14 protein-coding genes are annotated in these 18,075 nt (G+C 65.1%); 7 read left to right on the top strand and 7 right to left on the bottom strand.

Features of this window, described 5'->3' with window-relative positions; genetic code table 11:
- Positions 1–165 precede the first annotated feature (165 nt).
- From CK218_RS04195 to CK218_RS04175, 5 genes are all read left to right on the top strand, one after another.
- Positions 166–888 carry an HAD-IA family hydrolase gene (locus CK218_RS04195; RefSeq protein ID WP_095781873.1) on the top strand — a complete coding sequence of 241 codons (723 nt, stop codon included), beginning with the start codon at positions 166–168 and terminating at the stop codon, positions 886–888.
- Between the two features lie 63 nt (positions 889–951).
- Complete coding sequence (locus CK218_RS04190) at positions 952–2,562, top strand: ABC transporter substrate-binding protein (protein WP_095776349.1); 1,611 nt, start codon at positions 952–954, stop codon at positions 2,560–2,562.
- An 86-nt stretch (positions 2,563–2,648) separates the two neighbouring features.
- Entirely contained in the window at positions 2,649–3,599 is a 951-nt protein-coding gene (locus tag CK218_RS04185; protein WP_095826960.1) for an ABC transporter permease, read from the top strand.
- Complete coding sequence (locus CK218_RS04180) at positions 3,596–4,447, top strand: ABC transporter permease (RefSeq protein ID WP_095781874.1); 852 nt, start codon at positions 3,596–3,598, stop codon at positions 4,445–4,447. The genes CK218_RS04185 and CK218_RS04180 overlap by 4 nt, the downstream gene beginning before the upstream one ends.
- On the top strand, positions 4,444–6,099 hold the full coding sequence (locus CK218_RS04175; protein WP_095826959.1) for an ABC transporter ATP-binding protein: 1,656 nt from the start codon (positions 4,444–4,446) through the stop codon (positions 6,097–6,099). Before CK218_RS04180 ends, CK218_RS04175 begins: the two co-directional genes overlap by 4 nt.
- A 28-nt stretch (positions 6,100–6,127) precedes the next feature.
- On the opposite strand, the gene CK218_RS04170 is transcribed toward CK218_RS04175, so the two are convergent.
- Positions 6,128–8,203 carry an NADH:flavin oxidoreductase gene (locus CK218_RS04170; RefSeq protein ID WP_095826958.1) on the bottom strand — a complete coding sequence of 692 codons (2,076 nt, stop codon included), beginning with the start codon at positions 8,201–8,203 and terminating at the stop codon, positions 6,128–6,130.
- A gap of 72 nt (positions 8,204–8,275) precedes the next feature.
- Here CK218_RS04170 and CK218_RS04165 point away from each other — a divergent pair, with 72 nt between their 5' ends.
- Complete coding sequence (locus tag CK218_RS04165) at positions 8,276–9,217, top strand: LysR family transcriptional regulator (protein ID WP_095826957.1); 942 nt, start codon at positions 8,276–8,278, stop codon at positions 9,215–9,217.
- Between the two features lie 49 nt (positions 9,218–9,266).
- Here CK218_RS04165 and CK218_RS04160 read toward each other — a convergent pair whose 3' ends face one another.
- Entirely contained in the window at positions 9,267–9,743 is a 477-nt protein-coding gene (locus CK218_RS04160; RefSeq protein WP_066989429.1) for an Lrp/AsnC family transcriptional regulator, read from the bottom strand.
- A 221-nt stretch (positions 9,744–9,964) separates the two neighbouring features.
- On the opposite strand from CK218_RS04160, the gene CK218_RS04155 reads away from it, so the two are divergent.
- The gene (locus CK218_RS04155; protein WP_095826956.1) at positions 9,965–11,290 is read left to right on the top strand and encodes an FAD-binding oxidoreductase; all 1,326 of its coding nucleotides are present in this window, start codon (positions 9,965–9,967) and stop codon (positions 11,288–11,290) included.
- A gap of 53 nt (positions 11,291–11,343) precedes the next feature.
- Here the strand turns inward: CK218_RS04155 and CK218_RS04150 are convergent, their stop codons facing one another.
- From CK218_RS04150 to CK218_RS04130, 5 genes are all read right to left on the bottom strand, one after another.
- Complete coding sequence (locus tag CK218_RS04150) at positions 11,344–12,711, bottom strand: FAD/NAD(P)-binding oxidoreductase (RefSeq protein WP_095781877.1); 1,368 nt, start codon at positions 12,709–12,711, stop codon at positions 11,344–11,346.
- The gene (locus tag CK218_RS04145) at positions 12,708–13,010 is read right to left on the bottom strand and encodes a (2Fe-2S)-binding protein (protein ID WP_095781878.1); all 303 of its coding nucleotides are present in this window, start codon (positions 13,008–13,010) and stop codon (positions 12,708–12,710) included. The genes CK218_RS04150 and CK218_RS04145 overlap by 4 nt, the downstream gene beginning before the upstream one ends.
- Positions 13,007–14,992 (bottom strand): hydantoinase B/oxoprolinase family protein, encoded by a 1,986-nt coding sequence (locus tag CK218_RS04140; protein WP_095826955.1) that lies wholly within the window; start codon positions 14,990–14,992, stop codon positions 13,007–13,009. The genes CK218_RS04145 and CK218_RS04140 overlap by 4 nt, the downstream gene beginning before the upstream one ends.
- A gap of 4 nt (positions 14,993–14,996) precedes the next feature.
- On the bottom strand, positions 14,997–17,075 hold the full coding sequence (locus CK218_RS04135; protein ID WP_095826954.1) for a hydantoinase/oxoprolinase family protein: 2,079 nt from the start codon (positions 17,073–17,075) through the stop codon (positions 14,997–14,999).
- A gap of 86 nt (positions 17,076–17,161) precedes the next feature.
- The gene (locus CK218_RS04130; protein ID WP_066989197.1) at positions 17,162–18,067 is read right to left on the bottom strand and encodes a LysR family transcriptional regulator; all 906 of its coding nucleotides are present in this window, start codon (positions 18,065–18,067) and stop codon (positions 17,162–17,164) included.
- Positions 18,068–18,075: the final 8 nt, after the last annotated feature.

Genomic DNA, 18,075 nt, shown 5'->3' with positions numbered 1-18,075 from the left:
GCCTTTTCGGCGAATCCAGCGCGGGGGAAGTGCCAGACTGCTTTTTAAGACAAGGCCAGAAAGCCCGGATTTCCGGGCTTTTGAAAAAGGCCGACGCCCCGGACAGCACGGAATTTTGTTCTGTTCAGCATCAGTAATTCGGCCGCGCGCAGAGGAGAGCCAGTCTTGGCCAGGGGCTTTAGCGAATTCAAATACATGACCTTCGATGTGGTCGGCACGCTGATCGACTTCGAAGGCGGCATAACGACCTGCCTGGCCGGGATCGCTGCGGAGGCCGGTGTCTCAATCGACGGCGAAGAAGCGCTGGCCCTTTACCGGCAGGCCCGCTACATGCCCGATGCGAACCTGTTCCCCGACGATCTCGCACGTGTCTACATGGTCATCGCACCGCGGCTCGGCCTGCCGGCCGAGGAGAAATACGGCGCCCGCCTGCGGGACTCGGCCAGCGTCTGGCAGGGCTTCTCCGATAGCAGGGCGGCGCTGGCCGACCTTGCGACGTCTCATAAGCTGATTGCCATGACCAATGCCCGGCGCTGGGCTCTCGACCATTTCGAGAAGCAGCTCGGATCGCCCTTTTTTGCCACCTTCACTGCCGACGATACCGGCACGGAAAAACCGGATCCCGCCTTTTTCCAGAAGGTCTTCGATTTCGTGGCGTCGCGCGGCGACAGCAAGGACGACATCCTGCACGTCGCGCAAAGCCAGCATCACGACATCGGCATATCCCGAGCGCTCGGCATGACCAACTGCTGGATCGAGCGCCGTCATGCCCAGAAGGGCTATGGCGGCACGATCGAGCCCGAGCGCTTCACCGTGCCGGACTACCACTTCACCTCGATGGCCGCGTTTGCGGCGGCCGTGCGGGAGAGCATGAAAGAACGAACCTGAACCCAAGCCCGGAAAAGCCGCAGCAAGACGCGCGTCCTGACCAACCAACGAAAGGGGAATGACATGACCGACAAGATCACCAACTGGACCGGAGCAGACGATGCGATGGTCGAAAACGCCATCCGGCGAGGCGCGAGCCGCCGCGAACTCCTCAAGATGCTGCTGGCGGGCGGCGCCGCGGTTGCCGCGGGCGGCGTTGTGCTTGGCCGTGCCACGCAGGCCGTCGCCGCCACGCCGGTCTCCGGCGGAAACTTCAAGGCGGCCGGCTGGTCGTCATCGACGGCCGACACGCTCGATCCGGCAAAGGCATCGCTCTCCACCGACTATGTCCGGTGTTGCTCGCTCTATAACCGTCTGACCTTCCTCGACAAGGATGGCAAGACGCAGATGGAACTGGCCGAAAGCATCGACAGCAAAGACGCAAAGACCTGGACGGTGAAGCTGCGCAAGGGCGTCACCTTCCACGACGGCAAGGACCTGACGGCTGACGACGTCGTCTTCTCGCTCAAGCGCCATCTCGACAAGTCGGTCGGCTCCAAGGTCGCCAAGATCGCCGCACAGATGACCGGCTTCAAGGCGGTCGACAAATCGACGGTCGAAATCACCCTGGCCGATCCGAATGCCGACCTTCCTACCATCCTGGCGCTGCACCACTTCATGATCGTGGCCGACGGCACCACCGACTTCTCCAAGGGCAACGGCACAGGCGCCTTCGTGCTGCAGACGTTCGAACCGGGCGTCCGTTCGGTCGTCACCAAGAACAAGAACTACTGGAAGTCGGGCAAGCCCTATCTCGACTCCTTCGAATTCATCGCCATCAGCGACGACAGCGCCCGGGTCAACGCCTTGCTTTCCGGCGATATCAATTTTGCTGCCGCGATCAATCCGCGCGCAATGAAGCTGCTGCAGAGCCAGCAGGGCTTCGAACTGTCGAAGACGACCTCGGGCAACTATACGGACCTCAACATCCGGCTCGACATGGATCCGGGCAGCAAGGCCGATTTCGTGACCGGCATGAAATACCTCGTCAACCGCGAGCAGATCGTGAAATCGGCATTGCGCGGCCTCGGCGAAATCGGCAACGACCAGCCCGTCTCGCCGGCGAACATCTTCCACAATGCGGACCTCAAGCCGAAGGCTTTCGATCCGGACAAGGCGAAGTTCCACTTCAAGAAGGCGGGCCTGCTCGGCCAGTCCATTCCGGTGGTCGCCTCGGACGCCGCGACCTCGTCGATCGACATGGCGGTCATCATCCAGGCCGCCGGCGCGGAAATCGGCATGAAGCTCGACGTTCAGCGGGTCCCGTCCGACGGCTACTGGGACAATTACTGGCTCAAGGCGCCTGTCCATTTCGGCAACATCAATCCGCGCCCGACGCCGGACATCCTGTTCTCGCTGCTTTACGCCTCCAACGCGCCCTGGAACGAAAGCCAGTACAAGTCCGAGAAGTTCGACAAGCTGCTCGTCGAGGCGCGCGGCCTGCTCGACCAGGCCAAGCGCAAGGAGATCTACGGGCAGATGCAGACCATGATCTCCGAGGAAGCAGGCACCATCATCCCGGCCTACATCTCCAATGTCGATGCCCTTTCCAGCAAGGTGAAGGGTTTGGAGGCGAACCCGCTCGGTGGCATGATGGGGTACGCAATGGCGGAATACCTCTGGCTCGAAGCCTAAGAGGCGCCTGTAGGGGACCGGTCAGCCGGTCCCCTGCACTGCATTGCGCAAGATTGTTTGGCCGAACGCAACCGCAGGGAGCTTCCATGAAGTCTGGGGTTCTAAACCTCGTGCTGAAGCGGCTGGCGATCGCGATCGTCACCCTTCTGATCGTCCTGTTCGCCGTGTTCTTCGCCACCAGCATGCTGCCGGGCGACACGGCGTCGATCCTGCTTGGCCAGGCGGCGACGCCCGAGGCGGTCGCCGGCCTGCGCGAGGCCATGCATCTCAACGATCCGGCGATCCTGCGCTTCCTGCGTTGGCTTGTCGGTCTGCTCCACGGCGATCTCGGTATCTCCTACGCAAACGAAATGCCGGTCGCGGCCCTGATCGGCGGGCGCTTCGTCAACACCATGAAGCTCGCCGGCATCACCACGCTGATCTCGGTGCCGCTGGCGCTGACGCTCGGCATCACCGCCGCGATGCTACGAGGCTCCGTCTATGACCGCACCGTCACCGTGCTTTCGATCGGCGTGATCTCGGTGCCGGAATTCATGGTCGCGACCCTCGCCGTCTTGCTCTTTGCCGTTTATCTGAAATGGCTGCCGGCGTTGTCTTCGGTCAACGAGGCGCACTCGCTTGCCGACCTCGCGCGCATCTATTCGATGCCGGTGATCACCCTCACCTTCGTCATCTCGGCCCAAATGATCCGCATGACGCGCGCCGCGGTGATCGAAACGCTCTCAACGCCTTATGTCGAGATGGCGCTTCTCAAAGGCGCCTCGCGCAGCCGCATGGTGCTCAAGCACGCCCTTCCGAACGCGCTTGGGCCGATCGTCAACGCGGTCGCGCTCTCGTTGTCCTATCTGGTCGGCGGCGTCATCATCGTCGAGACGATCTTCAATTATCCCGGCATCGCCAAGCTGATGGTCGATGCGGTCGCGACCCGCGACCTCCCGCTGATCCAGAGCTGCGCGATGATCTTCTGCCTCGGCTATCTCCTGCTCATCACGGCCGCCGACATCGTCGCCATCATGTCCAACCCGAGGCTCAGATGACAGTGGCGCGCGCGGCATCCTCCCGACGGTCCTTCCTGGGCCACAGCTACAACCTCGTGGGCGTCGTGGCCTCGCTGGTCATTCTGGCGTGGACGCTGGTCGCGATCTTCGCGCCCTACATCATTCCCCATCCGATCGGCGATATCGTCGACGACGACTATTTCGGCCCGATGCGCCAGGGGCTGTGGCTCGGCTCGGACTATCTGGGCCGCGACATGCTTTCCAGGGTTCTCATGGGCGCACGCTACACCGTCGGCATATCGCTTGCCGCCGTCTCGATCGCCTGCTTTTCGGGGGTCGTTCTGGGGATGATCGCGGCCGTCACCGGCGGCTGGTTCGATACCTGCCTCAGCCGCTTCCTCGACGCCATGAACTCCATCCCCAGCAAGCTGTTCGGCCTTGTTGTCGTCGCCGCGGTCGGCTCATCGATCCCGGTGCTGATCCTGACGCTCGCCGTCATCTACATCCCGGGCGCCTACCGCTTCGCGCGGGCGCTTGCCGTCAACATCAACACCATGGATTTCATCACCGTCGCCCGCGTCCGCGGCGAGAGCACTATCTATCTCATCGGCTCCGAGATCCTGCCGAACATCATCCGGCCGGTGCTTGCCGATTTCGGCCTGCGCTTCGTCTTCATCGTGCTGTTGCTCTCCGGCCTGTCCTTCCTCGGGCTCGGCCTGCAGCCGCCTTTGGCCGACTGGGGCGCGCTGGTGCGCGAGAACATCGGTGGCCTGCCCTTCGCAGCCCCGGCCGTCATCGTGCCGTCTCTGGCGATCGCCAGCCTGACCATCAGCGTCAACCTCTTAATCGACAACCTGCCGCAGAAGATCAGGGACCGGGACGCATGACCAATCTCGTCGAGGTCAGGAACCTTAGGATCGAGGCAAAGACCGACGCCGGACGTCTGGTCGAAATCATCAAGGGCGTCAGCCTCGACATCGCCGATGGCGAGATCGTCGCCCTGATCGGCGAGAGCGGCTCCGGCAAGACGACGGTGGCGCTCTCCCTCATGGGCTATGCGCGGCCCGGCTGCCGGATTACTGGCGGCGAGATCAATGTCAACGGCAAGAACATGGCTGCGCTTACCGAGCGGGAACGCGCCAGGTTGCGCGGCACCGACATCGCCTATGTTCCGCAAAGCGCCGCCGCCGCCTTCAACCCCTCGTCGACCATCATGGAGCAGGTGATCGAAGTCACGCGCATTCACGGCCTGATGCCACCCGAGCAGGCGCGAAAGCGCGCGGTCGAGCTGTTCCGGGCCTTGTCGCTGCCTGATCCGGACGGGATCGGCGCCCGTTATCCGCACCAGGTTTCAGGCGGGCAACTGCAGCGGCTGGCGGCCGCCATGGCGCTGATCGGCGATCCCAAACTGGTCATCTTCGACGAACCGACGACCGCACTCGACGTGACGACCCAGATCGACGTGCTCAAAGCATTCAAGTCGGTGATGAAGGCGGGCGGCATAGCGGGTGTCTACGTTTCCCACGACCTCGCGGTCGTCGCCCAGATCGCAGATCGCATCGTGGTGCTGAAGGGCGGCGAGGTGCAGGAGACCGGCACGACGGCCGGAATCCTTTCGGCTGCCCAGCATCCCTATACACGGGAATTGCTGGCCGCTTTCGAGCCGAAGTCGAGGCAGATACGCGCCGATGAAGATTCCGGACCAAAGCCGCTGCTTCGCATCGACAATCTGATAGCCGGATACGGCCCGGTGAAAGGTGACGGGCAGCCGGTTATCCGCGCGGTCGATTCCGTCAGCCTGGTCGTGGAGAAGGGCCGCAATCTCGGTGTCATCGGCGAGTCCGGTTGCGGAAAATCGACGCTGGCGCGCGCCATCGCGGGCATTCATCCGGCGGCGACCGGCGATATCGTCTTCGACGGCAAGGCACTGGAACGCGCCGCCCGGAAACGCACTCGCGACCAGCTGCGCGAGATGCAGATCGTGTTCCAGTATGCCGATACCGCGCTCAATCCCGCCAAACCCATTGAGGACATAATTTCGCGACCGCTGGCCTTCTATCACGGGCTCGACAGGCAGGCGCGCTCGAAGCGTGTCGACGAGTTGCTCGACATGGTGCGCCTGCCGAGGTCGCTGCGCTACCGTCATCCCTCGGAGCTCTCGGGCGGCCAGAAGCAGCGCGTGAACTTCGCGCGCGCGCTGGCGGCCGGTCCGAAGCTCATCATCTGCGACGAAATCACCTCAGCGCTCGACACGGTTGTAGCGTCCGCCGTGATCGAGCTGCTCAAGGAGCTGCAGCGCGAGCTGGGGCTCTCCTATATCTTCATCAGCCACGACCTCTCCGTCGTCGAGGCCATCTGCGACGAGATCATGGTCATGTACAATGGTGAGCGGGTGGAGCAGATCACGCCCGACAAGGTCAAGTCGCCCACGCACCCCTATTCCAAACTTCTGTTCTCCTCCGTGCCGAAGCTCGATCCGACCTGGCTCGACGGCCTCGTCCGCGACCCCGAGCTGGTCAGCCAGTACGGCCACCGCTGACCAAACTGACCGTAGGGGATTCGCCGGACTACAGTTGCGAGCAGAGCCGGTAGGCCTCATAGATTGACGAGTAGATGTCCCTGCTGGCGACCGCGTCTCCAATGCGGTGCAGGACGAAGGATCCTGGAGCTTGGAGCCCTTGCACCCCCTTTGTCGCCACTCCCGTCATGAGCGCGATGTCGGTGACGCCCTTATTGGCGGAGCGGGCACGCAATTCCTGGTAGGTATCTTCCACAGGTGCCGTGCCGCGCTCGACAATGAGTTGGGCCGCGGTCATTTCCGTTTCTGCACCGGTGAGCTCATGCCGGAACCGGGCGGCGATGCCGTTGCCGTGGCGCGCTGCCTTGATGAGCCGCAGATCGCCGACGAGCCGGATGCCGAGTTCGGACGCGAGTTTGCGGAAACTGACCCGGTCCGGATAGGGTGTCTCGATCGCCAGGGTATCGTCCGCCATGGCCACGCTGACCGCATGTCCCAGGCGGGCAAGATGCAGGGCACAGGATATGGCGGCCTGGCGCCCAGTCTCATCGTAGATGAGCACATCGGCCTTCGCGGGCACGACCCCGGTCAAGATATCCCAGACGCTGTCGCAATGTTCGGCGCCCTCCAGCCACTCCATGTCCGGGATGCCGCCTGTGGCGACGATAACGGCATCCGGTTTCTCGGCAAGCACTCCATCTGCGTCCGCATAGGTGTTGAGACGGACGTCCACGCCGAGGCGCGCGAGTTCGTCGATGCGCCAGTCGACTATACCGAACAGATCCTTGCGGTCGGAAGCCGAGGCCGCAACGAGCACCTGCCCGCCGAGCCGGGCCCCGGCTTCGAACAAGGTCACGCTGTGCCCGCGCTCGGCGGCGACCCGGGCCGCCTCCATCCCGCCCGGACCGCCGCCGACGACGACCACCCGTTTCGGCGTTTCGGTCCGGTCAATGATGTGGCTGACGGTCGTTTCATGGCCGCTGGCGGGGTTGTGAATGCAATGGACCTTCTTGTACAGGCAGTAGGACGCGCCGACGCACGGGCGGATGCGGTCTTCTTCGCCCCGCATCACCTTGTTGACGATATGCGGGTCGGCAATATGCGCCCGCGTCATGCCGACCAGATCGACAAGATTTGCGCGGATCGCGTGCCGCGCCGTGGCTACGTCCCTGATGGCGGCGGCATGGATGACCGGCAGCCTGGTTTCCCGCTTGAACTGCCCAACCAACGGCAGAAACGGCGCGCTCCTGATAAACATGCCGGGCATATTCTGCTCGGCCAGCGACAAGTCGGTGTCCATGCGGCCGAAGATGCAGTTGAAGAAATCGACATGGCCTTCGCGCTCGAACAGCCGGGCGAAGGCAAGGCATTCCTCGAAATCCGATCCGTCGTCGACCGCCTCGTCGATCACGAAGCGGATCCCGACGGCGAAGTCGTCGCCCACCGCGCGGCGGATCGCTTCGTGAACCATCAGCCCGAAGCGCGCGCGGTTTTCCAGCGAGCCGCCGAAAGCGTCCGTGCGCCTGTTGGTTCTGCGCGACAGGAATTGGCCAATCAGATGGCCGCCGGTGACGGTCTCGACGCCGTCCAGGCCGCCGTCAACGCAGCGCCTGGCGGCACTGGCGTAGTCCTTGACGATCCTGTCGATGTCCGCAGCGTCCATTTCCTTGGGGAAATTCCGGTTTCGCGTCTCGCGGACGCGTGACGGCGCAACCGGCGGCAGCCAGTGACCGGCATAGGCAGTAGCGCGCCGGCCGAGATGCGAGACCTGACACATGACCGTCGCGCCGTGGCGATGAATTCGCTGCGACAGCGATTGGAGATGAGGGATGATGCGATCGCTGGAAAGATCCAGCTGACCGCCGCCCCAGCTCGAATCGGGCGACGTCATCGCCGAGCCGCCGACCATGGTCATCGCCAGGCCGCCGCGCGCTTTCTCTTCATGATAGCGCTGATAGCGCTCGAGCGGCAGGCCGCCCTCGTCCAGCATCGAGGCATGGCTGGTGCTGACGACGCGGTTGCGCAGCGTCAGACCCTTGAGCCGAAACGGCTGAAGCAGTGGATCGCCGGATGTGCTCCCCGCTTGGAATGCCGCTGCCGGCACATGCTGCTCCGAACCATTCATGAGGGTTATAGTTCGCGATTTGCAGGACTGCAGAAAGCTTGAAAATTGTTGGAGCGGCTATACGCTTGGCGTATGGCCGGTTTCGCTAAACTCGTCCCGTCCGCACGCGGACTCCTCGTTTTCGAGGCCGCTCTCCGTTCAGGAAGTTTCACGGCCGCAGCGCGCGAGTTCAACGTCACGCAACCGTCGATCAGCCGCAGCATCGCTCAGCTGGAGGCCGATCTCGGCGTGGCTCTGTTCACGCGCGGTCCGACGGGATTGTCCCCGACCCCGGAGGGGCGCGCCCTCTATTCGGCTGTACGGCAAGGATTTGACGGCATCGAGGAGGCGATCGGCACGATCAAGCGGAACAGTGCCGCAAAGCCGGTGGTTACCCTTTCGCTCTCGAGCTCTCTCGCTACGCACTGGTTCGTTCCGAGGTTAGGAGCGTTCAACACGCGATTTCCCGACGTGGACCTGAGGTTCGAACTCATCGCCGGCGTCCTGCGAGGACCTGCCGAGAATGTCGACCTTGCCACCAGAATCCTGGCCGACGACGACACGCACTATCACCGCTGGGCGTTCTCGCCGGAAATCATCGTTCCGGTGTGCAGCCCATCCTATCTGTCGCACCACGGCCGCTTGAACCATGACTCGGACGGCGAAGGTCATATCCTGCTTCATCTCACCGACGCCAAGGAGCAGTGGCTGGACGCCTGGGGCAGCGTAGCCCACCGCAAGACCAGCAGGGCGAAATGGCTCGAATTCTCGGACTACGCGGTCGTGCTTCAGGCCGCGATGAACGGAGAAGGCGTGGCGCTCGGCTGGCTCAGCAATGTCTCAAGGGCACCGCTTCAGGCAACGCTCGTTCCGGCCTCGGACAGGCAGATCAACACCGGACGGATCCATGAATTGATTGCACCTCGCTCACGGCCGGTGCGGCCGATCGTCTCCGATATCCGCGCCTGGATGATCGCCGAGATGCAAGCCGAGTTGAAAGCGTTGCACCCACTATTGCAGCCCGGCGTCCTGTAGCCCGGACCGCAGCGGACAGACTGCAGCGCCCGGCACAGCTACCCGCTGACTACATCGGAAACAGGCTGGGCAGCGGCATGTGCGATTTGACGATCGGCGACTTCAGCACCACGAAGCTGAAATACTTGTCGATGCCGATATCCATATCGGTCAGCCGCTCCATGATCGTCTGGTACTCGCCAATGCCGGCGGTCACGAATTTCATCAGATAGTCGTAACCGCCCGACACGAGGTGGCATTCGATGACCTGATCGATCTTCTCGACGACGGCGAGAAAGCGGGCAAAGTCCACCTGGCGATGGTTCTTCAAGGTGATTTCGGTGAACACGGTCAGTGTCTGGCCGAGCTTGCCGATGTTGACCTGCGCGGAATAGCCTTCGATATAACCTTCCGACTGGAGCTTCTTGACCCGCATCAGGCACGGGCTCGGCGACAGGTGCACCAGTTCGGCCAATTCCACATTGGTGATGCGGCCGTTCTTCTGCAATTCATGCAGAATCTTGATGTCGATCCGATCCAGTTTCACGTCCATCTCCGAAGAACGAGCCACAGCACAAAATGCCGCCACTTCTCTAGCCGTGACACTACCACAGCCCGAAGGCCTGTCCATCCGATGGGCCTGCTCTGCCACGCAGGGACTCTCGATTTCATTGCGCGCTACGGAATAAAATTCTGCCTGAAGCATAACTGCGGCAGCGGCTGCCTGCGCAACGCGCTAGATTCGAGCCTCGAAGCAGAGAGAGGACCATGCGCGCGCCGCTGCAACAGATCGAGACATCCGGTGAACTGCCGCAATCCGCGGATGCGGTGGTGCTCGGCGGCGGCATTGTCGGCGTCTTCGCGGCCTACTACCTGGCTAGGCGCGGCTTGAAGGTCGCGCTTGTCGAAAAAGGACGCATCGGCGCCGAGCAATCCAGCAGGAACTGGGGATGGTGCCGCCAGCAGAACCGCGACGCCCGCGAGCTGCCGATGGCGACGCGCAGCCTCGATCTCTGGGAGCGCTTTGCGGCCGAAAGCGGCCAGGACACCGGCTTTCGCCGCTGCGGCCTGCTCTATCTCAGCAATGACGAGGCGGAACTGGCCGGCTGGACGCGCTGGCGTGACTTCGCCAGAACGGCGGGCGTCACCACGCACATGCTCGACAGCGCCGAGGCCAGCGAGCGGGGCCGCGCCACGGGCCGGACCTGGAAAGGCGGCGTCTTCTCGCCGACCGACGGCACCGCCGATCCGTCGCAAGCCGCGCCAGCGGTCGCCCGCGCCATCCTCCAGCTTGGCGGCACGGTGCATCAGAATTGCGCCGCGCGCGGTATCGAGACCGAGGGCGGTCGCCTGTGCGGCGTCGTCACGGAAAACGGTACGATCCGCACGAAAGCGGCGGTTTTGGCCGGTGGCGCCTGGGCGTCCTCCTTTTGCCGTCAGTTCGGCTTCCGCTTCCCGCAGGCCTCGATCCGCTCCTCCATCCTGTCGGTCTCGCCCGGGACGGAGGGCCTGCCGGATGCGCTGCACACGGCAAAGATCTCGGCGACGCGGCGCGGTGACGGCGGCTACACGCTCGCCATAAGCGGCCGCGGACGCGTCGACGTGACGCCGCAGCAGCTGCGCTTCGCTTCGCAGTTCGTCCCCATGTTCCTGAAGCGCTGGCGCAGCCTCGCGCCCGGCGGGTTGCAGGGGGTGCGCTCACGCCACGAAACGCTTCAACGCTGGCGGCTCGACCGACCGACGCCGATGGAGCGGATGCGCATCCTCGATCCGGTGCCGGATCAGGCGACCATCCGCCTGACCCACGCCCGCGCGCTCGAGCTGCTGCCTGCGCTGCGGCAGACGAAGATCAGCGCGGCCTGGGCGGGCTACATCGACAGCACGCCGGACGGCGTGCCCGCCATCGGCGAGATCCACGCCGTTCCAGGCTTTTTCCTGGCTGCCGGATTTTCGGGTCACGGCTTCGGCATCGGACCCGGTGCCGGGCACCTCGTCGCTGATCTTGTCACCGGGTTGGAGCCGATCGTCGATCCGAAATCCTACGATCCGCGGCGCTTCGATGCCTCGGCGTGGGGCAAGGTCGCCGACTTCTAGTTTCAAACTCGACATTCCGACATTGCTTGGCAGGTGAACCCTCCGGAACTGCATCAGCCTTCTCGAAGAAAGGCGCCGCTCGGGGCCGGCCGGACGGGGGCCTGCCCGCGAAACCGGCCGACATCCTCTGGCCTACAGCCGGCTTGCGCTGCGACGAGTTCGACGGCTGCCAACTGGCAATAGCGCCCCTGGCAGCGCCCCATGCCGACGCGCGAGAGCGATTTCACCCTGTTGGCCTCGCCGCCGCCGAGAGTCGTGCCCTCGCGCACGGCCCCGGCAGTGACGTTCTCGCAGCGGCAGACGATCGTATCGTCGGGAAGCGCCCTCACCATCGCGCCCGGCCAAGGAAAGGCCTGGGCCAGACCACGGGCAAAGCGCTCGAGCCGTGCGAGCCTGCGCAGGTCGGCGCCGACGGAGGGCACCGGGCGTCCAAGGTCGGCAAGGCACGCCGCCGCAGCAACGCGTCCTGCGATCTCCGCGCCGTCCGCCCCTAGGAGACGGGCCCCATCACCGGCCAGGTAGATGCCATTGCGGGCTCGCCCCATCTCGTCGGCCTTCGGCAGCCATTGCCGCCACAGCTCGTCATAGGTGAAGGCGCAGCCCGCAAGGTCAGTCAGATGCGTCTCCGCCCGCAGGTGCCAGCCGATCCCGATCATGTCGCAGGGGGTGACGCGCTCCCGGCCGCCGGCGTCGCGCCAGCGCATCCCGGTGACACCCTGTCCGTCGGCATCGATTCGCTCAGGCGTCACGCCAGCGTGGTAGCGGCGACCAAGCCGCGCCCGCAGGGTTAGCCCAGGCAACGCCACGATTGGTCGGGCGGCAAGTCCCCAGAACCCGCGCATCTGCTGGCGCCAGGAGGAGGTGTCGAGCACCGCCGCCACATCCGCTCCGGCCTTGAGGAGTTGCGTGCCGACCAGCGTCAGCAAAGGGCCCGACCCGATCAGCACGATGCGCCGTCCGAGCGCGACGCCCTGCGCCTTGAGCGCGATCTGCGCCGCGCCAAGGCTGAAGACGCCGGCGTTCTGCCAGCCAGGGATCGGGGCGACGCGGTCTGAAGCGCCGGTGGCGAGGATCAGGCGGTCGTAGAAGACGACCTCCGCGCCGCCCTCCCCCAGCACATGCAGCCGCCCCTCATGCACGGCGATGACGGAGCTGCGCGCGCAATAAGTGAGCCGCCCTTCATCGGCCATCCGGTCGAAGAGCAAATGCAGTGCGAGCGCCTTGTCCGCCTCAGAGCCGTACAGCTGCTGCGGAGTTCGGACGAACCCGGCGGGCGGGCGGCGATAGATCTGCCCACCCGCGCGGTGCCCTTCATCGATCACCACCGGATGGAGCCCGGCCTCGACCAGTGTCGCCGCGGCCCTTATGCCGGCGGGGCCCGCACCTACGATCACGATGCGCGGCGATGACGGCTCGCTCACGGCCAGTTCTCAGGGGGCGTCGTTCGCAGCCGCATGCCTTCGACGACAAGAGTTGTGCACGCACGCAGGCGGGGTCCCTCGTCTTGCCACACCCAGCAGTCCTGGCAGGCTCCCATCAGACAGAACCCCGCGCGCGGCTCGGGACCGAACTCGGAACTCCGCAGCGCATGTCCTGAAGCCAGCATTGCCGTCAGCACGGTGTCGCCGTCCAGCGCGTTGCGCATCTCACCGTCGAGAAGGAATTGCACCTCCTCGCGATCGCGCTCGGCCAGCCGGACAATGCGGCCGGCGGTCATCATTCCGCCGCCTCTCGTACCGGCCCCTGACGAGGCAGTTCGGGAAAGCGTTCGCAGACCGCCTCGAAGGCCGCTTGGACGCCCTCCGGCCCGGAGCGACCTTTCATGCGGCGAAAAATCTCCGTCTTGGCGAAGAACCGCCAGTGGATCGGCAAGGCGTCCAGCAGAGCGTGGAGCCGGTCATAGGCGGCCGGCGTCCACTGCGCTTCGTAGCTGTCGCGCTCCGGCCCGAAATGGAAATGGCCCCCGGACGGCTTGTGCCTCGCGCGCAGCCGCTCCGTCGCGTGCTCGTCGACTTCGCCGCCGCGGATAACGACCCCGTAGTCGCTTTCGGCTGCGGCCGGCGAGAGATAGCCGCGCCGCACATCCTCAGCGACCCGCCAGGGCTCGCGCTGAAACGGGTCGCCGCGTCCGCCGCCGCCGGCGGAGCGGATCTCGAGCACGTCGCCCGGCTGCAGCACCGCCGTGTCGACGTTGCCCAGCCGCCGCTCGCGGTCGGTGCCCGGATTGACGACCATGTCCGACAAGCCGGCCGCCTTGCCGCCCAGCACGCCCCAGGGACGGAAGAAGCTGCGGTCGCGATTGCGCGCCGTAATCCGGGAGTCGGGGGCAAAGACACGAAAAGCCATCTCGGTCGCCAGCCCGCCGCGCCAGCGGCCCGCACCGCCGCTGTCCTGGGCGAGCCCATATTTCACGAATTCGACCGGCGTCTCGGTCTCGGTGATCTCGATCGGCGTGTTCTTGAGATACGCGGCATCGGCGCCCGATCCATTGGTGCCATCGCGACGCGGCATCGCGCCGCCGCCGCCCACCACGGGGTTGACCGCCGCGATGACGCTCCGGCTGGTGCGCTCATCGATGGTCATGACGTTGACGATGCAGTTGTTGCCGGCCGGCGCCGCCGGCAAGCGCTCCGGCAGCACTTGCGAGAAGGCCCCGAAGATGACCGAGCGCAGCCGGGCGCAGGTGAGCGAGCGCATGCCGACGGCGGCGGGATGGACGGGGTTCAGCACCGAACCTTGCGGCGTGATGCAGGTGAACGGCCGGGTGAGGCCCGTGTTGAGCAGGATTTTCGGGTTGAGCGTGTAGAGCACGTAATACACCCCGACCAAAAGCATCGTGTGGCGCGGGTCGCCGCCCGAAGGCACGTTGAGCGAGGAGCCGAGCTGCGGATCGGAGCCGGTGAAGTCGAGCACGGCCTCATCGCCTTTGATCGTCAGCGTCAGCTTCAGCCGGCAGGGATTGGCCTCGACCGAATCCTCATCGGCATAGTCGGCGAATTGCCAGGTGCCGTCGGGCATGGCGCGCAGCACGTCCCGCGCCTGTGCTTCGGCATGGTCGAGAAGAGCGGCAACGCCTTCGACGAAGCCGGCCTTGCCGAACTTCTTCACCATCGCCTGGATCTTGCGCTCGCCGGTGTTGAGCGCGCCGACCAGCGCCTTGATGTCGCCGATGTTGAGGTCCGGCTTGCGCACATTGGTGCTCATGATCCTGAGGATCGTCTGGTCGAAGACGCCTTCCCTCACCAGCTTCATCGGCGGAAAGCGGACGCCTTCCTGATGGATTTCGGTGAGCGCGCGGCTGAGCGAAGCCGCCACAGCCCCGCCCATGTCGGTGTTGTGGATGTGCCCTCCCGTCCAGGCGACGATCTCGCCGTCGACGAAGACCGGCTTCCACAAATGCGTGTCGGGTGCATGCGTGGCGACGTGGCCGGAATAGGGATCGTTGGTGAAGGCGACGTCTCCCGGCCGATAGTCGTTCACCATGGCGATCGCACGGTGATAAGAAAGCCCCGGATACCAGGTGGCGCCGAGTTCCATCGGGACGGCGAAGGTCGCTCCCGAGCGATCCATCAGCATCACCGTAAAATCCTGCGTCTCCTTGACGAAGGCGGAGTGCGCGGTGCGGTGCAGCGTGTGGGCCATGTTCTCGGCCGCCGCGCGGGCATGGTTAGCCAGAACCTGAAGATTTGTGCGGTCGAACAAGGCGTCACTCCGCGAAAGTCAGAACGAGATTGAGGTGGCGATCGACCCGCGCCTGCGTTCCGGCGGGGAGAGCGAAGGTGGTATCTTCCTGGACCACCACCGCAGGCCCGTGAAACGCGCTGCCCGGCACCAGGGTCTGGCGGTCATGGAGGTCGATGGTCTCGACGGTCAGACCGGTGTAGACCGGCACCCGGCGCGCCGGATGGGTCGGGACGTTGATCTCCTCGGTCTCGGGGAAGGAGAGCGCCGGACCTGCGCCTATCGCGGACAGCCGAACATTCACGAGCTCGATCGCGCCGTCCGGATCGTGGAAGTCGTAGAGCTGCTCATGGGTACGGTGGAATGCCTGCTCGATCGCGGCCGCGTCGCCGTCCTCCAGCCATTGGGGCGAAAGGACGACCTCGATCTCATAGCTCTGGCCGAAGTAGCGCATGTCGCAGGAGAGTGTGAGTTGCGCGGCCGCATCGTGCCCCTGCGCCGCAAGCCAGTCGCGGCCCTCCTGCGCCAGCGCCTCGAAGGCCTCGCGGAGTCCGGGAAGCGACGCGCCGGATAGCGGGCTGAAGATGGTGCGGATGAAGTCCCCGCGCAGATCAGCCACCAGTCCACCCAGCGCCGATACCACACCGGGGCGGCGGGGCGCCATGACGCGCTTGATGCCGAGCTCGCGGGCCAGGAAGGCACCAAGCATCGGGCCGCCGCCGCCGAATGGCATCAGCGTGAAATCGCGCAGATCGACGCCGGCGCGCGAGGCGAGCTTCTCGACCTCGACGAACATTTCCGACACCGCGATGTCGAGGATCGCCTGCGCGGTCTGCTCGACCGGACGGCCGAGCCGCATCGCAAGTTCGCCGACCGCGCGATGCGCCAGTTGGGTCTCGATGCTGAGCTGGCCATAGGCCATCTCGCTATGGCCGAGCCATCCGCACACCACCATGGCGTCGGTCACCGTCGCCCGCTCGCCGCCACGGCCGTAGCATGCGGGTCCCGGCGTCGAACCGGCCGATTCCGGCCCGACCCGCAGCACTCCTTGCGTGTCGACGCTGGCGATCGAGCCGCCGCCGACACCGATCGAGCTCACCGACACGGAAGGGATATGCAGCGGAAATTCGCCGATCAGCTCGCCGGTGCCGAACTGCGGCTCGCCGTTTATGATGAGCGCGAAATCGGCCGAGGTTCCGCCGATGTCGAGGGTGAGAACCTTATCCTCGCCGGCCTGACGCGCCAGCCACGAGGCGCCGATGACGCCCGAGGCCGTTCCCGACAGCAGCATGTTCACGCAGGCGCGCTTGCCTTCGGCGGCGTTCATCAGCCCGCCGTTCGACTTCGTCAGCATCGGCCGGGCCGGCACGCCGCGATGCTTCAGCCGCTCTTCCAGCGCGGTCAGATAGCCGGAGACGCGCGGATGGACATAGCCATTGAGAATGGCGGTCGAGCTGCGCTCGTATTCGCGGATGACCGGCCACACCTCGGCGGAGGTGAAGACGAAGAGGTCGGGCGCCAGGCGCGCGATCGCCGCCTTTACCGAGGTTTCCTGCGCGGCGTTGCACCAGGAATGAAGGAAAGACACGATGATCCCCTGCGCCCCGTTCGATTTCGCGGCCGCGACCGCGCTCTCCACCGCCGCCGTGTCGGGCGCCTGGGATTCATTGCCATCGGCGCGCATGCGGGCCGGAATGCCGAACACCATGTCGCGCGAGATCAGCGGATCCGGCCGCGCGCAGAACAGCGAATACATGTCCGGCATGCGAAGCCGCGCGAGCTCGATCACGTCCTCGAAGCCGGCATTGGTGAACAGCGCCAGCGGCGCGCCCTTGCGCTGGATGATCGTGTTGATACCGACGGTCGTGCCATGCACGAAGCGCGTCATATGGGTCGGGTCGAAGCCTTCGCGTTCGGCTAGCAAGGTGAGCCCCGTCATCAGCTCGGCACCCGGATCTTCCGGCGTCGTCAGCACCTTCAGCGAAGCGACGCGTCCGGAGCTTGCTTCGAGCGCGCAGAAATCGATGAATGTCCCGCCGATATCGACGCCGACCTTCCAGTCGGCCTTCTTCCGCGCCTCATCCGCCGCAACGGCTCCATCCATGATGCGTTCCTTTCTGTCTCTCGGAAACTCGCACGAGCGGACGGTCACGGTCCAAGACGGATGATGGGCAAGAATATAAGTCCTACTTATACCTTGACGCTATGCTCGCCGAGAACGGCGGAGCAGGCCGCACGGATGTCATCGCGCATCGTTTCGTCGGCCCTCGAAAGGGCTCGTGCGCGCGACGCGAGCAGCGCAATCGGGAATTCCGGGCCGCCCGCCAGCGGCCTGACAGCGAGGCCGGAAAACTGGCGCCACGGCAGCAGCGCGTCGACGAGAGCGACGCCCAGGCCGGCCTGGACGAAGCCGACCGCAGAGATCGAAATGTCGATCTCCAGCGACGGCGAAAGCGCCACGCCTTGCGCGCGGGCCGCGTGGGCCAGCTCGTCGGCGGGACGCGTGTTGCCGCGATAGGATATCAGTTCCTGCCCCACGAGATCAGCGAGCGTCAGCTCGGGCTTCTTCTGCAGCGCGTGTCCGCGCGGCAGCAGGCAGGCGAAGCCGACGCTGCCGATCACCTCGGCCTCGATATCGGGAGGCAGGCGGTCATCCATGGCCACGCCGAGGCTGGCATCGCCGGCGCGCAGCATGTCTACAATCGCGGCGATCGGCGCGCTATGGGAACGCAGCAGCATGTCGGGATGCTGGGCCCGAAATGCGGTGAAGGCGCGCGGCAATATCGCCATGGCCGGCGGCGGCGAGGCGGCGACCCGCACCAGTCCGGTCCGACCGAGACGCAGATCGGTGGTCTTGCGGCGCAGGCCGTCGAGCCCCGCCGACAGCCTCTCGGCATCGGGAAAGATCTCGAGCGCCTCAGGGGTCGGCCGCAGCCTGCCCTTGACCCGCTCGAACAGCGTGAAGCCGAGCTCGTCCTCAGTGTGGAGCAATATCTGGCTGAGCGCGGGCTGGGAGATGTTCAGCATTCGCGCCGCGGCGGTCACGGTGCCGGCGCGCATGACGGCGATGAACACTTCGAGCTGCCGGGCCCGCATTCCTACTC

It is taken from the genome of Mesorhizobium sp. WSM3879, from assembly GCF_002294915.1.
Classification (GTDB): domain Bacteria; phylum Pseudomonadota; class Alphaproteobacteria; order Rhizobiales; family Rhizobiaceae; genus Mesorhizobium.
Note: the sequence above shows the minus strand (reverse complement) of the source record. Positions and strands in the feature narration are given on the sequence as shown.